The following is a 15,933-nucleotide window of genomic DNA, read 5'->3' as shown; positions in this document are numbered from 1 at the left end:
AGGGTGGGGACATGTCCGATCTCCCCGCCCGCCGTCTGCTGCTCGTGCACGCGCACCCGGACGACGAGTCGATCAACAACGGCGCCACCATGGCCAGGTACGCGGCCGAGGGCGCCCTCGTCACCCTCGTCACCTGCACGCTCGGCGAGGAGGGCGAGGTCATCCCGCCCGAGCTCGCCCACCTGGCCCCCGACCGGGACGACCGGCTCGGCCCCCACCGTGTCGGCGAACTCGCCGCCGCGATGACCGAGCTGGGCGTCACCGACCACCGCTTCCTCGGCGGCCCGGGGCGGTTCCGCGACTCCGGAATGATGGGCGTCGAACAGAACAAGCGTGAGAACGCCTTCTGGAACACCGACGTCGACACCGCCGCCCCGTACCTCGTCGACGTGATCCGGGAGACCCGCCCGCAGGTCCTGATCACCTACGACCCCGACGGCGGCTACGGCCACCCCGACCACATCCAGGCCCACCGGGTCGCCATGCGCGCCGCCGAACTCGCCGCGGACCCCGCCTACCGCCCCGACCTCGGGCCCGCCCACACGATCGCCAAGATCTACTGGAACCGCGTCCCGCGGCCCGTCGTCGAGGCCGGCTTCGCCCGGCTGCGCGCCGAGGGCTCCGCCTTCCCCGCCCTCGCGGCGATCGACGACGTCCCCGGCGTCGTCGACGAGGACCGGATCACCGCCGAGATCGACGCGGGCCCGGAGCACACCGCCCGCAAGAGCGCGGCGATGGCCGCGCACGCCACCCAAGTCGCCGTCGACGGCCCCTCCTTCGCCCTCTCCAACGACCTGGGCCAGCCGATCCTCACCACCGAGTACTACGAGTTGGTCCGGGGCGTCCCCGGCGCCCCCGCGGGCGTACGCGAGACGGACCTCTTCGCGGGGGTGACCGCGTGAGCACCTCGGGTGCGGCTCCGGCGGCCTCCCGCAACGCCCGGTTCGCCTGGTACGCCGGACTGTTCGTCCTCGGCGCCCTCGTCGGCACGGCGGGCGCCCTCGTCCAGGCCGCCTGGCTCCCCGGCGGCCTGTTCCTCGCGCTCCTCGCGGCCACCGCCGTCTTCTACGGAGGACTGCGCGCGACCGGCACCCACGCCGGCGTCGTCGCCGGCGGAGGCGGCTGGCTCCTCGCCGTCATCCTGCTCAGCCTCGGACGCCCCGAGGGTGACGGGGTGTTCGCCGGAGGTGTCGGTGAGCTCCTCTTCCTCTTCGGAGGCATGGCGCTCGCTGTGATGTGCGCCACTCTGGGCCGGTTGCCGCGTCCGGCCCCGTGAACAGGACGACTTGAGACCGATGACGCCCTGACTTCGGCCGGATTGCCCGTCGTCCTTCACCCAGGGGTCAGGTATGTGACGGCGGCGGCCAGTATGGTGGTGCGCGCCGCCGAACCGCCCGGGTTACACGAGCATCTGCAAGAGCGGGCGGTGGAGCCAACCGGGAGATCCTGCTTTGAGTCGTGAAACTGGTCGAGAGACTGACAGTTCGTCCTCCGGCGCCCAGGGGCGCGGTGGAGCCGCGTACCCCTCGGGTACACCGCCGTACGGATCCCGCCAGTATCCGTCGCTCCACCCCTCGCAGGACGCGCCGGAGGAGACCGCCGCCGCGTCCGCTCCGCCGGAGGAGCCCAAGACGGAGACGACGCTGACGACCCGGATCCGGATCAACATCCCGGGTTCGCGTCCGATCCCGCCGGTCGTCGTCCGCAAGACGGTCGAGTCGCCCGCGCCCGACGCGGCGTCGGAGCCCGCTCCGGCCGTGGAGCGGTCGGCGCCCGAGCCGGTGGCGGCCGCCGAGCCGCCGCAGGCCGAGGAGGCGCCGAAGGCGAAGGAGCCGAGCGACTGGTTCGCCCGCCGCAAGGCGGCGCCCCAGGGCCCGGCCCCGGCGCCCGCGCTGCCGTCGGCCCCGACCCCGACCCCGAAGCCCGCCCCCCTCGGGCAGGAAGCCCAGGGCACGGGCTTCGCGGGCTCCGCGACCTCGGGCGTCCCGACGGTGGGCAACACCCCGTCGAGCCGCCCGGTCACGGCACCCCAGCCGACGGCCGGCAACCCGCTGTACGAGAGCGGCACTCCGGCGGGGGGGAACCCGACGTACACCGGGACCCCGGCGGGGGGCACGCCGATGTACCCGGGGACGCCGGCGGGCGGGACGCCGAGGTATGACGGCACCCCTGCGGGGGGTACGCCGATGCACCCAAGCACGCCTGCCGGTGGGACGCCGATGTACGACGGGACGCCGGGCGCCGGAAACCCGGGCTACGACGGGGCACAGGGCGTCGGTACGCCGGGTCTTGGCGGCGCCCCGGGCGCCGGAAACCCCGGATACGGCGGCACCCCGGGCGCGGGCAACCCCGGCTTCGACGGCACTCCCGCCGCCGGAACCCCCCTGTACACCGGGACGCCGGCCGCCGGTACGCCCGCGTACCGGGGCCCCGGCGCGGCCGCGCCGACCGGCCCCACCACGGGCCCGGTCACCGGCACCGCCTCGCTCGGCGGTCCGGCGCAGGGCCAGGGGCCGGGCCAGCGCCCGGGGCAGGGCCCCGGCCAGGGCCCCGGGCAGCGACCCGGCCGCGGGTCTGGCCAGGGCCCCGGGCAGCGGCCCGGGCAGGGCCCCGCCGGTCAGGGCCCCGCCGGTCAGGGTCTCGCCCAAGGACCGGGTCAGGGCCCCGGCCAAGGCCCCGGCCAGGGCCCCGGCCAGGGCCGCGGTCAAGGCCCCGGTCAGGACGCCGCGGGTTCCCCCTTCCCCGGCCCCGTCCAGGCCGGCGCCGGCTCCCCCTTCCCCGGCCCCGGCCAAGCCGGCGCTCCCCGCCTCTCCGACGACACCGCGATCCTCACCCCGCAGCCCCCCGCGCCCGCCCCCGGCCCCGGTCGCCCGGGCGCGCACGACGGCGGCGGGCACGTCTCCGGGGACACGCTCAGCAGCGGCATCCCCGTCGTCCCGCCGAAGGCGGCCCGCCCCACTCCCCGTGCCGAGGAGCGCACGGCCCCGGCCCCCGCGCCCGCACCGCGCCAGGCGGCGGCCGGCCGTGCCCAGGCGAAGAAGGGCCGCTCCAAGCTGGTCCTCGTCGCCGCGGGCGTCTTCGGTCTCGTCGGCGTCGCCTACGGCGCCGGACTCCTCCTCAACCACTCCGACGTCCCCAAGGGCACCACGGTGCTCGGCGTGGACATCGGCGGCGGTACGAAGGAGGAGGCCGTCAACAAGCTGGACGCGACCCTCGGCAAGCGCGCCGCCACCCCGCTCCAGCTCGACCTGGGCGGCAAGAAGCTCCAGCTGCCCCCGGAGAAGGCGGGCCTGGCGCTCGACAGCCAGGAGACCGTCCGCGCCGCAGCGGGCAGCGACTACAACCCCGTCTCGGTCATCGGCTCCCTCTTCGGCGGCGAGCGGGTCGCCAAACCGGTCTTCCCGGTCGACGAGGAGAAGCTCGCCGTCGCCCTGCGCGACCTGGCCGGCGCGTCCGCCTCGGCCACCGAGGGCACGATCCTCTTCACGCCGAACAAGGTGACGCCCGTCGAGGGCAAGCCGGGCAAGGGCCTCGACCTCCAGCGCTCGATGATCTCCGTCCGGGACGCCTTCCGCGCCCAGGTGGAGACGGGCCAGAACCGGCTCGTCGAACTGCCGGTCACCACCCGCCGACCCAGCGTCACCAAGGCCGAGCTCGACCGGGCGATGAAGGACTTCGCCACCCCCGCCATGTCCGGCCTGATCCGGATCTACGCGGGCGGCAAGTACATCGACTTCGGCCCGGCGCGGTCCCTGCCGCAGATCCTCTCCATGAAGGCCGTGAACGGCCGTCTGGTGGAGGTCTACGACAAGAAGGCGATCGACCGGCTCCTCGACGGCGCCTTCGACGGGGTCATGATCACCAAGGGCGACGGCGCCAAGCACCAGGTGTCGGCCGACGACGTCGCCTACGTGATGCGCGACGCGCTGCGCGGCAAGACGAAGGCCGAGCGCACGAAGACGATCGACCTCAGCGGCGAGGGCTGACAGCCCCTGCCCCGGCCAACGAGCCCCCGCCCCTCCCGGGACGGGGGCTCGTCCGCGTCGAACCGCCCGTGCCGTGAGCTCAGTGGGCGACCAGGACGGCGGAGAGGGCGAGCGCCCCGGGCAGGGCCTGGGCGAAGAGGATGCGGCGGTTGGCGGTGGCGGCGCCGTAGATCCCGGCGATGACGACACAGGACAGGAAGAAGACGCACACGCGGAAGCCGGTGGGGTCGTCGGCGATGAGACCCCAGACCAGGCCCGCGGCGAGGAAGCCGTTGTAGAGGCCTTGGTTGGCGGCCATGGCGGCGGTGTCGCGGGCCATCGCGGCGTCGAATCCGGAGAAGCGGCGGCCGATCCCCTTCTGCCACAGGAACATCTCCATCACCAGGATGTAGGCGTGCAGCAGGGCGACGAGGGCGACGAGGATGTCCGCGGTCAGGGGCATGGCCGTATTCTGCCGCCGGGTCCGGTGGGAGGGAGCGCGACGCGAGGGACGGAGGACAACTCCGCCCTCCTCCAGGTGGCCAGGCCCTAGACCTCGTACGAGCGTACGAGGCGGGCGAGTTGCCGGCCCGCCACCTGGAGCGGTTCCTCGCTGCGGCTGACCTGGGCGGTGACTTCGGCGCCTTCCAGGGCGGAGATGACGGTGCTCGCCAGTTCCCGGGCGCTCTCGGAGGGGAAGCCGCAGCGCAGCAGCTTGTCGTGGACGAGCTGCTCCCAGCCGCGCAGTGCGTCGGCGCACGCCTGCTGGATCTCCGAGTCGGTACCGAGCGTCTCCAGGGCCGCAGCCGTGACGGGGCAGCCGTCGATCCAGCCCGACTCCCGCAGTTCGTCGGCGAGTTGCCGGGCGCAGGCCGCCACCGCCTCCGCCGGGTCGTCCTCGCTGTCCAGCGCCGTCCGCAGGAGCGTCGCGAACTCCTCGGTACTGAGCTTGATCGCGGCGACGGCGACGGCCTCCTTGCCGCCCGGGAAGAAGTGGTAGATGGACCCGAGGGTGGCCTCCGCCTCCTGCGCGATCTGTTTGATTCCCGTACCGACATAGCCCTGCCGCTGCAGGAGGCGTGAGGCGGCGACGACGATCCGGTCCCGAGTGCTGGTCTGCATGGGGCCACAGTATCCGCTCATTGGGTAGAGCGCTCGTTCTAGAGCTGTGCTACGTTTTCACCACGCACTGAGTAGAGCGTTCGTTTTAGCGAGGAGTGGGGATCATCATGAGCAGCACCACGCAGTCGGTCACCGTCATCGGCCTCGGCCCCATGGGGCAGGCCATGGTCGGCGCCTTCCTCGACCGCGGGTACGCGGTCACCGTCTGGAACCGCACCGCGTCCCGCGCGGACGACCTGGTCGCACGGGGGGCCGTGCTCGCGCCGAGCGTGAAGGAGGCCCTCGCCTCCAACGAGCTGGTGATCCTCAGCCTCACGGACTACGACGCCATGTACGCCACGCTCGAACCCGCCGAGGCCGCCCTCACCGGCCGGGTCCTGGTGAACCTCAGCTCGGACACGCCGGAGAAGGCCCGTGCCGCGGCCCGTTGGGCCGCCGAGCGGGGCGCCGTCCAGCTGACCGGCGGCGTCACCGTGCCGCCGTCCGGGATCGGCCAGGCCGAATCGTCGACCTTCTACAGCGGCCCGCGTGAGGTCTTCGAGCAGCACCGGCCCGCGCTCGAAGCCATCACGGGGCGGACCGACCACCGGGGAGAAGACCCCGGGCTCGCCGCGCTGATGTACCAGATCGGCATGGTCATGTTCTGGACGTCCATGCTGAGCTACTGGCAGGCCGTCGCCCTCGCCGACGCCAACGGCCTGAAGGCGGCGGACATCCTGCCGCACGCCGTGGAGACCGCGAACTCGCTGCCGGGGTTCTTCTCCTTCTACGCCGAGCGCATCGACGCCGGCCGGCACATCGGCGACGTGGACCGCCTCGCCATGGGGATGGCCAGCGTCGAGCACGTCCTGCACACCAACGCGGACGCGGGAGTCGACACCACGCTTCCGGCCGCCGTCGTCGAGCTCTTCCGGCGCGGCATGGACACCGGCCACGCCGCGGACAGCTTCTCCACGCTGGTGGAGTCGATGAAGAAGGCCGGGGCGTAACCGCGTCCGCCCGACGCGGTGCCGGCCGCGCCGGGGCGGCGCCTGCCGCTCAGGCGCGCGGCATCGCCTTCACCGCCGCCTCCGCGATGCCCCTGGCCTCCTTCTCGCAGGTCTCGGCCGGGTGCCTCTCGCCTCCCAGGGAGGTGACCACGACCAGGTTCCCCGTGCGTACGTACAGGGTGCACGTCGTCTGCCAGCCGGTCGAATTGTCCCAGAAGGCCTCGTCCGCGAAGGAGAGGCCGGTCTCCGGTCGTTCGCCCTTCGCGGACTCCGCGAATTGGCTCTTCTGGCGTTCCGTCGCGTTCTCGTCCGTGCGCGTGCTGCGGCGCAGTTCCCACCGGACCGTGGCGTGGGCGTCGGAGCTCCAGCCGTTCGACTGGTTCACGTCCTTGTCGTGCCACGCGCAGCTCGTGGACGCGCTGTCCGAGTACTCGGAGTACTGGTCCTGGTCCGCCAGCCGTTCCGGCAGCGGGAGCTTCGGTGCCACGTCCGCGCAGACCGGCATCGTGATGTAGAGGTCCGGCGGCCCGGCGGCGACGCCCCCTTCCCGTACGAACCACCAGGCCCCTGCGCCGAGGACGCACAGCGAGACGGCGACGGCGGCGGCGGCGAGCGCCCCCCGCCGCCGCCGGGGGCGGGCGGGTGCGGCGGCGGCCGGCCGGGTGGCCACGGCCGTCGGGGCGGCGCGGCCTCCGCCGGGCGGTACGACCACCGTGCGCTCGGGGTCGTCGCCGCCCCGGGTGAGGAGGTGGTCGACGGCCCGCTGCTGGTCGGCGACCATCGCGTGGACGGCGGGCGGCCACTGCCGGGCCGCCGGGGCCGCCGGGCCGAGCGCCGCGAGGAGCTGCGCCGGGGTGGGCCGGGCCGCCGGGTCCTTGGCCAGGCACCACGTCAGGAGGCCGCGCAGCTCCGGCGGTACGGCGTCGAGGCCGGGCTCGGTGTGGACGACGTTGTAGAGGTACTGGAGGGTCGAAGGACCCGCGAACGGGCTCGTGCCGGTCGCCGCGAGGGCCAGTACCGATCCCAGCGAGAACACGTCGCTCGCGGGGGTGAGTTCCTTCCCCTCCGCCTGCTCGGGCGACATGAACGCCGGTGAGCCGACGACCAGGCCCGTCCCGGTCAGCTCGGTCATGTTCCCGCCCTCGGCCGCCCGCGCGATGCCGAAGTCGATGACGCGGGCCCCGTCCTCCGACAGCAGGACGTTCTCCGGCTTCAGATCGCGGTGGATGAGACCCGCCCGGTGGATCTCGTGCAGCGCGGTCGCCAGCTGTACGGCGAGCCGCCGTACCGTCTCGACGGGCAGGGTGCCGGACCGTTCCACCGCCGCCCCGAGCGAAGGACCGGCGACGAACACGGACGCGAGCCACGGTGTGGGCGCGTCCGCGTCGGCGGCCATCACGGCCGCCGTGCCCGCCCCGGACACCCTCCGGGACGCCTCGACCTCGCGCCGGAACCGGGCGCGGAAGTCCTCGTCGGCGGCGAGCCGGGCATGCACCTGCTTCACGGCGGCGAGCCTGCCGTCCGGCGCGGTGCCGAGGAAGACGCGGCCCATGCCGCCGCGCCCGAGTTCGGCGAGGAGCCGGTACGGGCCGGCCTGGCGCGGGTCGGAGGGCCCGAGGGGCCGTGTCATCGGGCGCCCTTCGTCTTCAGTGCCGCGACGACCCCCATGGCCTGCCGCCCGAGGTCCTCGGTCAGGGCCTCACACGTCCCCAGCGGGTAGTGGGGGCCCTGGACCTTGACGAACAGCTCCATGTTCACGTCCCGGCCGTACAGCACGCAGGTACCGTCGGGCTTGTACCAGAGCGACTCCTCCACGAAGTCGAGCGACGTGCCGCGGTGGGTCTTGCCCCTCATGTACATGCCCTCGTAGTGCTCCTTCGCCAGTTCCGCGCCGGTGGGGCCGCCGGCCCGGCTGAGGTATCGGCTCCAGATGATGGTGATCTCGTCACCGGAGCGGGTGTTCCAGACGCACTGGTTGTTCTGCCCGCTGTCCCCGGTGTGCGGAGGGCCACCGTCCTTGTACGGCCACGACGTGAACCCGGCGGGCAGCTTCAGCGCCGTGCCCGCCTTCGCGCAGTACGGCAGCGTGCCCGTGTACGCGTCCGCCACCTGGCTCAGCGGCACGTTCCCCGGCGTCGGTACGGGCTCGTCGACGACCATGTAGAACACGTCATCCGCCCAGCCCGTCGCCGCCCCCGCCGCCCCGGTGACCGCGAGGACCCCGGCGGTGACGGCGGCGACCGTCCAGCGCCGGCGGCCCCGGCTCCGTACCCGGGGGAGGGGAGCGGGATCGGCCGGGGGGACGGGCGCGGTCGCCGGTACCGCGCTCACCAGCCGGTCGATCTCCGCCCGCTGCTCCGCGATCCGCCGGTGCACGCCCTCCGGCCAGGGCCGCGCCGACGGCGTGACCGGGCCGACGAGGGCGAGCAGCTCCTGCGGGGAGGGCCGCCGGGCCGGGTCCTTGGCGAGGCAGGCCGTGAGGAGGCCGCGCAGGCCGGGCGGTACGGCGCCGAGGTCGGGTTCCTCGTGGGCGATGCTGTACATCAGGGCGGGGGCGGAGGTACCGGCGAACGGCGTCCTCCCCGTACAGGCCACGGCCAGGGTGGCGCCGAGCGCGAAGACGTCGGCCGCGGGCCCCGGGGTCTCGCCCCGGATCTGCTCGGGTGCCATGAAGGCGGGGGAGCCGATGAGCGCGCCGGTGTGCGTCAGCTTCGTCAGATGGTCCCCGGCCCGGGCGATGCCGAAGTCAATGACACGGACGCCGTCGTCGGTGAGCATCACGTTGGACGGCTTCAGGTCCCGGTGCACGAGTCCCACGCGGTGGATGTCGGCCAGCGCCTGGGCGAGGCCGGCGGCCACCCGCCGTACCGACTCCTCGGGCAGGACGCCCGCCGAGAGCACGTCGCTCAGGGGGAGCCCCGGGAGGAAGAGCGAGGCCAGCCACGGTGTCGCCGCGTCCGGGTCGGCGTCGACGACGGGCGCCGTGTAGGCGCCGGAGACCCGGCGCGAGGCGTCGACCTCCCGCCGGAACCGGGACCGGAAGCCCTCGTCGTCGGCGAGGTCGGCGTGCACCTGCTTGACGGCGGTGAGCCGTCCGTCGGCGGCCACGCCGAGCAGGACCCGGCCCATCCCGCCCTGCCCCAGTACCGCGACCGTACGGAACGGCCCGACCTGCGACGGCTCGTTCGGCGTCCATGGACGCATGTGATCACCCTCCCCCGTGAATGCGGAAGGGATCCTAATCGCGCCGGCGCCCGCCCGTCCGGATTCCTCACGTGATCCGCAAGACACCCACGGGCGCCGTCAGTTCAGTCGGGCCCTGGCCGCCCGCGCCCGGCGGCGGATCGTCGTCGCCGACTCCGGGTCCACGGCCTCCATCACCCGCGCGTACGCCTCCATCTCGGCCGCTCCGACCAGGAACTCGCCGCGCTGGACGAGCAGCTCGGCCCGCTCGTAGCGCAGTCTGGCGGGGTGGGAGGGGAGCAGCAGGGAGAGCTCCACCGCCCACAGGGCCACGTCGGAGCGTTCCGGGCGGGGGGCCGCCCAGGCGCGGATGTTGTTGAGGACGCGCAGCACGATCGCGCCGGGTTCGGCGGGGCGGAGCATCGAGCGGTCGAGGGCCTCGCCCGTCGCGCTCGCCACCAGGAGTTCGGCGTCCGCGCCGGTCATGGCCCGCCCGCCCGCGAAGGGGTCCGCGAGGTTCAGGTCGGCCGGGTCTCCGAAGCCCACGACGAAGTGGCCGGGGAGCCCGAGGCCGTACACGGGCGCGCCGGCCCGGCGGGCGACCTCCATCCAGACGACGGAGAGCAGGATGGGCAGGCCGCGGCGGCGCCGCAGCACCTCGTGGAGGAGCGAGGACTCCAGGCGCTGGTAGTCGGCGGGGACGCCCTCGAAGCCCTCGTGGCGGCCGAGGAGCGCGGCGAGTTCGCCGGCCCAGTCGCCGGTGATCCGGGTCGCGTACGGGAGGAGCCCGGCGAGGCGGTCGAGTTCGATCTCCGCCTGGTCGAGGTCGTGCCGGGTGACGGTGGGATCGGCGACGGCCCCGATGAGGAGGCAGAGCCGGGCGAGGTCGGGCCGTTCCGTCCGGGCCTCCTCCGCGAACTCCCGCCGCCAGTCGACCACCTCGCCCGCCCCACCTGCCGCGCCCGATCCGCCCGCTTCTTCGCCGTCCCGTGCGTCCGGTGGTTCCTCGTCCGTCACGCCTCCGCCCATCGGTAGTGGTGGTAGTGGTGGTGGGGCGCGAAGCCCATGCCGTCGTACAGCGCCCGGGCGCCGTCGTTGTCGGCCTCCACCTGGAGCCAGGCCGCCGACGCGCCCTCGTCGAGGGCCTGTCGGGCGAGCGCCGTCATGACGGACGTCGCCAGGCCACGGCGCCGCTGGGCCGGGTCGACCTCGACGGCCATGAAGCCGGCCCAGCGTCCGTCGACGACGCACCGCCCGATCGCCGCCGGTACCCCTTCCGTGCCCGCCACGGACGCGAACCACACACTCGGTCCCGAGCCGAGCACCGGCCGTACCGCCGGGCTCGGCCGGCCGAAGCGCTGGTAGCGGCGCAGCCACGGCTCGTCGACGGTGCGGGAGAGGCGTACGGCGGAGACGTCGGCGTCCAGGTCGCCGATCGCGGCGAGCGCCCCGATCCGCACCTCGGCGGAGACCTCGCGCCGCCAGCCATGCCGTTCGAGCGCGGCGCAGAGCAGCTCCTGGGTGCCTTCGGCGCCGGTCGAGGTCTGCACGTACGCGGGGAGCTGCCGGGCCGCGTACCACGCGCGTACGTGGGCGAGCGCGTCGGCGACCGGGAGTCCCGGATCACCGAGCGGCAGGGCGGAGTTGGCCCGCCGGGTGAAGCCGTCGGCGGCCCGCAGGGTCCATTCGCCGAGGGCTTCGCTCTCGGTCGGCTGCCACGCGCGCGCGGTGGCCCGCGCCAGTTCGTGGAAGGTGGCGGAGGGGCCGCGCCGGCGGGCCGGGGCGGCGGGGACGACCTTGCCCGCGACCAGCGCCGAGTCCGGGATCCGGACGCTCTCGCCGCTCTTTCGTGTGATCAGCAGCACAGCTTCGTCCCATGATGTGAGAACTCCGACCGCGTCGGTGAACCGCCCACCCGCTGACGGCGACTCTGTCACGTACCGAACGGAGACACGTTTTCCCACGTCAGCCCTGGTGATCCGGACCTCAAGCCGCCCTCCGCCGGTGAATTCCACAGCTTCTCCGCCCCTCCTGTTCGGATCGCCCCCAAGAACGGAGATACTAGGTGCGGGCATCGACGACGCCGCGCTCCCGCGCAGACCAGCCCTATCGAGGAGGAACGACAGCGTGACCTACGTCATCGCGCAGCCTTGTGTCGACGTGAAGGACAAGGCGTGCATCGAGGAGTGCCCCGTCGACTGCATCTACGAGGGCAAGCGGTCCTTGTACATCCACCCGGACGAATGCGTCGACTGCGGGGCCTGTGAGCCGGTCTGCCCGGTCGAGGCGATCTTCTACGAGGACGACACCCCGGAGGAGTGGAAGGACTACTACAAGGCGAACGTCGAGTTCTTCGACGAGCTCGGCTCGCCCGGTGGTGCCTCCAAGCTCGGCGAGATCGAGCGTGACCACCCCTTCATCGCCGCCCTGCCGCCGCAGAACGGCTGATCGACCGCTTCAGGTCGTATCCGGTCCCGTACGGCGTCGGCCGCCGTGCGGGACCGAGGCGTTTCCCGACGCCTCTCCCCAGTTCGTACGAGGAAGTGAGAGCCACCCGTGAGCGCAGTCTCTTCGCGCCTGCCCGTCTTCCCCTGGGACAAGCTGGAGCCGTACAAGAAGACGGCCCTCGCGCACCCGGACGGAATCGTGGACCTCTCGGTCGGCACGCCCGTCGACCCGGTCCCCGCGCTGATCCAGGAGGCCCTGGTCGCGGCGGCGGACTCGCCGGGCTATCCCACGGTGTGGGGGACGAAGGAGCTGCGGGACGCGCTCACCGGCTGGTGCGGGCGGCGGCTCGGCGCGGTGGACTTCGCCCACGAGAACGTGCTGCCGGTGGTGGGCTCCAAGGAACTGGTGGCGTGGCTGCCGACGCAGCTGGGGCTCGGCGCGGGTGACGTGGTCGCGTACCCGCGGCTCGCGTACCCGACGTACGAGGTCGGGGCGCGGCTCTGCGGCGCGACCCCCGTCGTGTACGACGACCCCACGCGGCTGGACCCGACCGGGCTGAAGCTGCTCTGGCTCAACTCCCCGTCGAACCCGACCGGCAAGGTGCTGGGCAAGGACGAGCTGACCCGGATCGTGGCCTGGGCGCGGGAGCACGGCGTCCTCGTCTTCTCCGACGAGTGCTACCTGGAGCTGGGCTGGGAGGCCGACCCGGTCTCCGTGCTGCACCCGGACGTCTGCGGTGGTTCGTACGAGGGGATCGTCGCCGTCCACTCGCTGTCCAAGCGCTCCAACCTGGCGGGCTACCGGGCCGCGTTCGTCGCGGGCGACGCGGCGGTGCTCGGTGAGCTGCTCCAGATCCGCAAGCACGGCGGCATGATGACCGCGGCGCCGGTCCAGGCGGCGACGGTGGCGGCGCTCGGTGACGACGCGCACGTGGCCGAGCAGCGGGAGCGGTACGCGGCCCGGCGGGCGGCGCTGCGGGCGGCCCTGGAGGGGCACGGCTTCCGGATCGAGCACAGCGAGGCGAGCCTGTACCTGTGGGCGACCCGGGACGAGCCGTGCTGGGAGACCGTGGCGTACCTGGCGGAGAAGGGCGTCCTGGTGGCGCCCGGCGACTTCTACGGCGAGGCGGGGGAGCGGTTCGTGCGGGTGGCCTTCACGGCCACGGACGAGCGCGTCGAGGCGGCGGTCAAGCGGCTCGGCTGACGGCCGGCCTCGAAACAGGGCGGAGGGCCCGGGGAGCAGCTGCTCCCCGGGCCCTCCGTCGTGCGGCGCTGCCGTGCGTGGGTGCGTGCAGTGCGTGTGGTGCGTGCGATCAGCCGATCGGCAGGCCGCCGAGGGTCTGGCCGGTCGGCAGGTCGCCGAGGCCGCCGCCCAGGGCGCCGTCGGTCGGGGCCTCCGCGCTCTCGGCCGCGGCGCCGGCGGTCTCGCCGACGACCTCGCCCGCGCTGCCGGCGGTCTCGCCGGCGAGCTCCTGGGCGGCCGGGGTGGCGGTCTTGCCCGCCGCGCCGACGGTCTTGCCGGCGGCGGGGACGGCCGTGCCGACGGCCTGGCTGCCGGTGGAGCCGACGACGCCGGTGGCGGCCTGCGAGGTGCTGTCGACGGCGGTGCCCGCACCGGCGGCGTCCAGGGCGGTGACGCCGCCGAGGGCGCCGGTCGGCGCGAGGCTGTGGTCCAGGGCGCTCGCGGAGCCGGCCGCACCGACCACGGGGGCTGCTCCGGCCGCGATGAGGAGGGCGGCGCGGGCGATCCGACGGGTCAGGGGGAGGGACATGGTGCTCCTTCGACGAGGTGCGAGGGGTTCGTTCGGACGCAGTGACAACCGGCCCTGGGGCGGGAGAGGTTGCGGCGGTCGAAGGTAAAGAGTTGGTAATGCGTCGTATTGTCGGGTGGGGAGGAAAACGGACGAAGACGTCATTGCGTAGACGCCTGCCGAACCGTCACTTCCCTTGTCCCGCAAGGGAAGGGGGAGGGTGGGGCGCAGGGCGTGAAAAGCGGCTCGGAACGGTGGTGAATTTCTCCGGGCGCCGACCCGGCCCGTCCCACCACCGAGTGAACGACCGCACGGGTGATCGACTGCCTCGCGAGCGTCTCCGGCTACCTCGCGAGCCGGATGCGGACGGTCTCGGCGCTCCCGGCGGCCGCTCCCGGGGACACCGACCAGCCGCCAGCGGCCTCGCCGGCCCGCCACACCCGGCCGCCGTAGACGACCTCCGTGATGCGCAGCGCGTCCGCCCGCGCCACCGCCCACTGCGCCAGCTCCCAGCCGCGCCGCTCGTCCGCGCCGTCCGCGCCGTCCGCGCCGTCGGCGTCGCGCGCCGCCTCCGCCCCCTCCGCGGCCCGTACCGGCACCACGAGGACCGGCGGCTCCGCCGCCGACCGGCCCGCGCTCGGACCGCCCGTGACCGCCCGGGGCGCCGCCTTCTCGCCGAAGGCCCGCACCAGCTCCGTACGCACGAGCTCCGGATCGCCCGGCCGGCCCTCCGTCTCGTTCGCCGTGCAGGTCAGCGCCGCCGGCGCCCGGCCCGTCAGCGCCGCCGCGAGCAGCGTGGCGTCCGGCTCGTGCTTCGCGTACGCCTGCGGGAAGCCGCTCTTCTGCACCTTCTGCGCCGCCACCGTCAGCGGCAGCCGCGAATACCCCCGGACCTTCTCCAGGCCCTCGTAGAACTTCCCCGCCGAGTACACCGGGTCCATGATCTGCGCCGGCGTCCCCCAGCCCATCGACGGCCGCTGCTGGAACAGGCCGAGCGAGTCCCGGTCGCCGTGCTCGATGTTCCGCAGCGCCGACTCCTGGAGCGCCGTCGCGAGCGCGATCGTCACCGCACGTTCCGGGAGCCCCCGGGTGGTGCCCACGGCCGAGATCGTCGCCGCGTTCGACGCCTGCTCGGGCGTGAACTCGTAGCGGTTCTCGCCACTGCCCACACTGCAGCGTGGCGTGCCCTTGCTCCCTGTCATCTGGTGCACGGCCACGTACGAGGCGAGGCCGAGGAGCACGGCGAAGGCGGCCGCGGAACGGGCGAGGCGGCCGCGACGGGCGGGGCGGATGGGCTCGGACACGGGGCCCACCGTACTGGAGGCCGCGTTAGGGTCGGCACATGGCTGACATCACCCCGCTCGACACGCCCCTCGACCTGTCCCAGGACGGGGCCGCGCTCACCGCCGCCCTCGTCGACTTCCCGTCCGTCAGCGGGACCGAGAAGCCGCTCGCGGACGCCATCGAGCAGGCGCTTCGCGGCCTGCCGCACCTCACCGTCGACCGCTACGGCAACAACGTCGTCGCCCGCACCCGCCTCGGCCGCGGCGAGCGGGTCGTCCTCGCCGGCCACATCGACACCGTGCCGATCGCCGACAACGTGCCCTCACGGCTCGACGAGGACGGCATCCTGTGGGGCTGCGGCACCTCCGACATGAAGTCCGGGGTCGCCGTCCAGCTGCGGATCGCCGCCACCGTCCCCGCGCCCAACCGCGACCTCACCTTCGTCTTCTACGACAACGAGGAGGTCGCCGCCGACCTCAACGGCCTCGGGAAGATCGCCGCCGCGCACCCCGACTGGCTGGAAGGCGACTTCGCCGTCCTCCTCGAGCCCTCCGACGGCCAGGTCGAGGGCGGCTGCCAGGGCACCCTGCGCGTCATCCTGCACACCGCGGGCGAGCGCGCCCACTCCGCGCGCTCCTGGATGGGCTCCAACGCCATCCACACCGCCGCCCCGATCCTCGCCCGCCTCGCCTCGTACGAGCCGCGCAAGCCGGTCATCGACGGCCTGGAGTACCACGAGGGCCTCAACGCCGTGGCGATCCAGGGCGGCGTCGCCACCAACGTCATCCCCGACGCCTGCACGGTCACCGTCAACTACCGGTACGCGCCCGACCGCTCGCCCGCCGAGGCCCTGGCCCACGTCCGCGAGGTCTTCGCCGACTGCGACATCGCCGAGGTCGTCGTCGACGACGAGAGCCCCGGCGCCCTGCCCGGCCTCTCCCACCCGGCCGCCGAGGCCTTCATGAAGGCCGTCGGCGGCAGCGCCCAGCCCAAGTTCGGCTGGACCGACGTCTCCCGCTTCAGCGCCCTCGGCGTGCCCGCCGTCAACTACGGGCCCGGCGACCCGATCTACGCGCACAAGCGGGACGAGCACGTTCCCGTCGACCGGATCCACCACTGCGAGGCACGGCTCCGCGACTGGCTGACCGCCTGACTTCCGTAATTTCGCGTTTCGTCACCTCTGTGGTCCTAC

General features: G+C 73.8%; 15 protein-coding genes. 7 read left to right on the top strand and 8 right to left on the bottom strand.

Annotated elements, in window-relative coordinates; translation table 11 throughout:
* Positions 1 to 11 precede the first annotated feature (11 nt).
* The 3 genes from mshB to ABT034_RS20490 all read left to right on the top strand — a co-directional run bounded on the left by mshB (position 12) and on the right by ABT034_RS20490 (position 3,986).
* Positions 12 to 902 carry an N-acetyl-1-D-myo-inositol-2-amino-2-deoxy-alpha-D-glucopyranoside deacetylase gene (mshB, locus tag ABT034_RS20500; protein ID WP_351217110.1) on the top strand — a complete coding sequence of 297 codons (891 nt, stop codon included), beginning with the start codon at positions 12 to 14 and terminating at the stop codon, positions 900 to 902.
* Positions 899 to 1,276 carry a DUF6113 family protein gene (locus ABT034_RS20495; RefSeq protein ID WP_351217108.1) on the top strand — a complete coding sequence of 126 codons (378 nt, stop codon included), beginning with the start codon at positions 899 to 901 and terminating at the stop codon, positions 1,274 to 1,276. The genes mshB and ABT034_RS20495 overlap by 4 nt, the downstream gene beginning before the upstream one ends.
* A gap of 175 nt (positions 1,277 to 1,451) precedes the next feature.
* Entirely contained in the window at positions 1,452 to 3,986 is a 2,535-nt protein-coding gene (locus ABT034_RS20490; protein ID WP_502972997.1) for a hypothetical protein, read from the top strand.
* A gap of 79 nt (positions 3,987 to 4,065) precedes the next feature.
* Here the strand turns inward: ABT034_RS20490 and ABT034_RS20485 are convergent, their stop codons facing one another.
* The gene (locus ABT034_RS20485; RefSeq protein ID WP_351217106.1) at positions 4,066 to 4,428 is read right to left on the bottom strand and encodes a DUF1304 domain-containing protein; all 363 of its coding nucleotides are present in this window, start codon (positions 4,426 to 4,428) and stop codon (positions 4,066 to 4,068) included.
* 86 nt (positions 4,429 to 4,514) lie between these two features.
* Positions 4,515 to 5,087 carry a TetR/AcrR family transcriptional regulator gene (locus ABT034_RS20480; protein WP_351217104.1) on the bottom strand — a complete coding sequence of 191 codons (573 nt, stop codon included), beginning with the start codon at positions 5,085 to 5,087 and terminating at the stop codon, positions 4,515 to 4,517.
* A 107-nt stretch (positions 5,088 to 5,194) separates the two neighbouring features.
* Here ABT034_RS20480 and ABT034_RS20475 point away from each other — a divergent pair, with 107 nt between their 5' ends.
* Positions 5,195 to 6,076, top strand: coding sequence for an NAD(P)-dependent oxidoreductase (locus ABT034_RS20475; RefSeq protein ID WP_351217102.1), 882 nt, complete (start codon positions 5,195 to 5,197; stop codon positions 6,074 to 6,076).
* A 49-nt stretch (positions 6,077 to 6,125) separates the two neighbouring features.
* Here the strand turns inward: ABT034_RS20475 and ABT034_RS20470 are convergent, their stop codons facing one another.
* From ABT034_RS20470 to ABT034_RS20455, 4 genes are all read right to left on the bottom strand, one after another.
* Positions 6,126 to 7,706, bottom strand: a complete 1,581-nt coding sequence (locus ABT034_RS20470) for a protein kinase domain-containing protein (protein WP_351217100.1) — start codon at positions 7,704 to 7,706, stop codon at positions 6,126 to 6,128.
* Complete coding sequence (locus tag ABT034_RS20465) at positions 7,703 to 9,280, bottom strand: serine/threonine-protein kinase (protein ID WP_351217098.1); 1,578 nt, start codon at positions 9,278 to 9,280, stop codon at positions 7,703 to 7,705. The genes ABT034_RS20470 and ABT034_RS20465 overlap by 4 nt, the downstream gene beginning before the upstream one ends.
* A gap of 99 nt (positions 9,281 to 9,379) precedes the next feature.
* Positions 9,380 to 10,276 (bottom strand): transglutaminase family protein, encoded by an 897-nt coding sequence (locus ABT034_RS20460; RefSeq protein ID WP_351217096.1) that lies wholly within the window; start codon positions 10,274 to 10,276, stop codon positions 9,380 to 9,382.
* Complete coding sequence (locus ABT034_RS20455; RefSeq protein WP_351217094.1) at positions 10,273 to 11,274, bottom strand: GNAT family N-acetyltransferase; 1,002 nt, start codon at positions 11,272 to 11,274, stop codon at positions 10,273 to 10,275. The genes ABT034_RS20460 and ABT034_RS20455 overlap by 4 nt, the downstream gene beginning before the upstream one ends.
* Before the next feature lie 112 nt (positions 11,275 to 11,386).
* Between ABT034_RS20455 and fdxA the strand changes: the two genes are divergently transcribed.
* Positions 11,387 to 11,707 (top strand): ferredoxin, encoded by a 321-nt coding sequence (fdxA, locus tag ABT034_RS20450; RefSeq protein ID WP_015035968.1) that lies wholly within the window; start codon positions 11,387 to 11,389, stop codon positions 11,705 to 11,707.
* A 108-nt stretch (positions 11,708 to 11,815) separates the two neighbouring features.
* Positions 11,816 to 12,910, top strand: a complete 1,095-nt coding sequence (locus ABT034_RS20445; RefSeq protein WP_351217092.1) for a bifunctional succinyldiaminopimelate transaminase/glutamate-prephenate aminotransferase — start codon at positions 11,816 to 11,818, stop codon at positions 12,908 to 12,910.
* Between the two features lie 109 nt (positions 12,911 to 13,019).
* Here the strand turns inward: ABT034_RS20445 and ABT034_RS20440 are convergent, their stop codons facing one another.
* Both ABT034_RS20440 and ABT034_RS20435 read right to left on the bottom strand, forming a co-directional pair.
* Entirely contained in the window at positions 13,020 to 13,478 is a 459-nt protein-coding gene (locus ABT034_RS20440) for an ATP-binding protein (RefSeq protein WP_351217090.1), read from the bottom strand.
* Positions 13,479 to 13,801: 323 nt separating this feature from the next.
* Positions 13,802 to 14,770 (bottom strand): VldE C-terminal domain-containing protein, encoded by a 969-nt coding sequence (locus ABT034_RS20435; RefSeq protein ID WP_351217088.1) that lies wholly within the window; start codon positions 14,768 to 14,770, stop codon positions 13,802 to 13,804.
* Between the two features lie 29 nt (positions 14,771 to 14,799).
* Here ABT034_RS20435 and dapE point away from each other — a divergent pair, with 29 nt between their 5' ends.
* Complete coding sequence (dapE, locus tag ABT034_RS20430; RefSeq protein WP_351217086.1) at positions 14,800 to 15,894, top strand: succinyl-diaminopimelate desuccinylase; 1,095 nt, start codon at positions 14,800 to 14,802, stop codon at positions 15,892 to 15,894.
* The last annotated feature ends 39 nt before the right edge of the window (positions 15,895 to 15,933 follow it).

The sequence above is a fragment of the Streptomyces sp. NPDC002773 genome, from assembly GCF_040295605.1.
Classification (GTDB): Bacteria; Actinomycetota; Actinomycetes; order Streptomycetales; family Streptomycetaceae; genus Streptomyces.
The sequence above is the reverse complement of the archived record's forward strand: the minus strand, read 5'-3'. Positions and strand labels throughout refer to the sequence as shown.

Excerpts from the sequence above, each read along its gene's own strand:
- ABT034_RS20475 (WP_351217102.1), top strand. The coding sequence starts at position 5,195 with ATGAGCAGCACCACGCAGTCGGTCACCGTCATCGGCCTCGGCCCCATG.
- ABT034_RS20485 (WP_351217106.1), bottom strand. The coding sequence starts at position 4,428 with ATGCCCCTGACCGCGGACATCCTCGTCGCCCTCGTCGCCCTGCTGCAC.
- ABT034_RS20470 (WP_351217100.1), bottom strand. The coding sequence starts at position 7,706 with ATGACACGGCCCCTCGGGCCCTCCGACCCGCGCCAGGCCGGCCCGTAC.
- dapE (WP_351217086.1), top strand. The coding sequence starts at position 14,800 with ATGGCTGACATCACCCCGCTCGACACGCCCCTCGACCTGTCCCAGGAC.
- ABT034_RS20440 (WP_351217090.1), bottom strand. The coding sequence starts at position 13,478 with ATGTCCCTCCCCCTGACCCGTCGGATCGCCCGCGCCGCCCTCCTCATC.
- mshB (WP_351217110.1), top strand. The coding sequence starts at position 12 with ATGTCCGATCTCCCCGCCCGCCGTCTGCTGCTCGTGCACGCGCACCCG.
- ABT034_RS20480 (WP_351217104.1), bottom strand. The coding sequence starts at position 5,087 with ATGCAGACCAGCACTCGGGACCGGATCGTCGTCGCCGCCTCACGCCTC.
- ABT034_RS20465 (WP_351217098.1), bottom strand. The coding sequence starts at position 9,280 with ATGCGTCCATGGACGCCGAACGAGCCGTCGCAGGTCGGGCCGTTCCGT.